Raw genomic sequence first — 1672 nt, 5'->3', positions numbered from 1 at the left:
CGCGCTTTTGCCCGATTACGGGAATTGGGCATTGACCCGACACAGTTGTGACTATAATTAATCTTCAGCGGAGATACCGTCATCTTCCACCACCGCTTCGGTGATAGGAGAGGGGGGAATTTCCGTTAAGGGAGATAAATCGGCAGGGGGGGCCACCACGCGATCGAGTTTTAGGGTTAAATAACGAATAACCTCATCACTTAAACCCATGGCCCGTTCCATGGGGCGACTTGTTGCTGAACGACTTCGTGAGACTCAAGAAGAAGCTCTACAAAATATCAAAGAGGCCATTGACTTATGTTGAGAAGTTAGAAAAGAAAAAGACCTACCTTTGACAATTATAAAATAGCAGGTTGGGCCTTGCTATTGCTCAACCCAACCCCTATTTTTCTATAAGTAGGTAGGTGTTAAAAACTGTCAGATATCCCCCTTATTCAGGGAAGATTAAGGGGGGATAAATCCCAAAGTTCTCAACTCAATTGTCCTGTTTTGACTTCTTCCCTTGAGATAGTTTGCGCTGGCAGAAAGCACCAAATCCCAATAAACCTAAGCCTAAAATTGTGCTAGGTTCAGGGGTCGAGGCAGGGGTTGAGGTAATGACAAATTGACCGCTATTATCAAAAGAATTAATATCGTTGATACGAAACTGAAGAACAGTGCCATTAGCAATACCCGTAAAGCCTACATTTGTAAATATGCTGGATAAAGGCACACCAGATAATGATAAATTTGTTGGTGGATTGGCACTGCCTAAACCATTGGCTGCATTAGCTGAGAATAGAGGAAAAAATCCCAGTGTGCTATTACCAATAAGTAGAGAACCACTGGGTTGACCCGGACGTGTTGCCCCGGAACCCACCGGGGTAGTTTGTCCCACACTGAATCCTGGCTGTGTTGTTTGGGTAATAATACCCGCAGCATTCATAGCCAATGTTCCAGCCCAGATATCTACTGTTCCAGACACATTAACACTTAAGGTGTCTGACGGAAGAAAGTTTTGAGAAACCGTGAAAGTTGGCCCGGAAAAAACATTAGTCCCTAAAACAGTTGTGTTGGGAATAATTAGCTGAGCAGCTTGAACTGGTGATATTGCTAGAGTGCTAAAAGCAATGGCAGAGGAAGCGATAGCTATTTTTGATAAGCTATTCTTACCCCCCCCCGACAATCAATCAGTTTTGCTAATACCATAACTAAATGCCTCCTAAAAAATGGCGTTGCAGTCGCCAGAGTAGCATTTTTGTCTGTAGATGTCAAGCTCTTGCCGTTAAATTTATCAAATCTTAACAATACTCTAAGTTACTTATACAACTTTGGCAGGAGGTCTAAGGCAAAGCCGTCCTAAAAGGACAGGGTTTCAAACCAAGGATTTGCGATGATACAATAAAGTTAGGCAAGAATGCGATCGCAAGAGATAAAGCATGGTTCAAGCACCCATCGAACCCCAACTTTTCTATCCTGACTCCGACGGTAAACCTATGGCCGACAACACAGTTCAATATCGCTGGATTGTTCGCTTGGTTGCCAATCTCAAGTATTTATTTAAAGGGCAAACCGTCTTTGTCGCTGGAGATTTGCTCTGGTATCCCCAGCAGGTAACTGTACCCCCCGCTCCCCGTCAAGCTCCCGATGCCATGGTAGTTTTCGGCCGTCCACCGGGTGAGCGCGGCAGCTA

The 1672-nt window shown here is 44.6% G+C and carries 1 protein-coding gene and 2 pseudogenes; 1 reads left to right on the top strand and 2 read right to left on the bottom strand.

Translation table 11 applies throughout. The features are described 5' to 3' along the window. Positions 1 to 57 precede the first annotated feature (57 nt). Together O9332_RS17060 and O9332_RS17055 are read right to left on the bottom strand one after the other, a co-directional pair. Positions 58 to 225 (bottom strand): annotated as a pseudogene (locus O9332_RS17060) (30S ribosomal protein S6); the annotation flags it as partial. 250 nt (positions 226 to 475) lie between these two features. Continuing rightward, positions 476 to 1165, bottom strand: coding sequence for a PEP-CTERM sorting domain-containing protein (locus O9332_RS17055; protein ID WP_288026558.1), 690 nt, complete (start codon positions 1163 to 1165; stop codon positions 476 to 478). A 253-nt stretch (positions 1166 to 1418) separates the two neighbouring features. Between O9332_RS17055 and O9332_RS17050 the strand changes: the two are divergent. Further along, positions 1419 to 1672, top strand: a pseudogene (locus O9332_RS17050) (Uma2 family endonuclease); the annotation flags it as partial.

It is taken from the genome of Microcystis sp. LE19-10.1B (assembly GCF_027530565.1).
In the GTDB taxonomy this organism is placed as follows: Bacteria; Cyanobacteriota; Cyanobacteriia; order Cyanobacteriales; family Microcystaceae; genus Microcystis; species Microcystis aeruginosa.
Note: the sequence above shows the minus strand (reverse complement) of the source record. Positions and strands in the feature narration are given on the sequence as shown.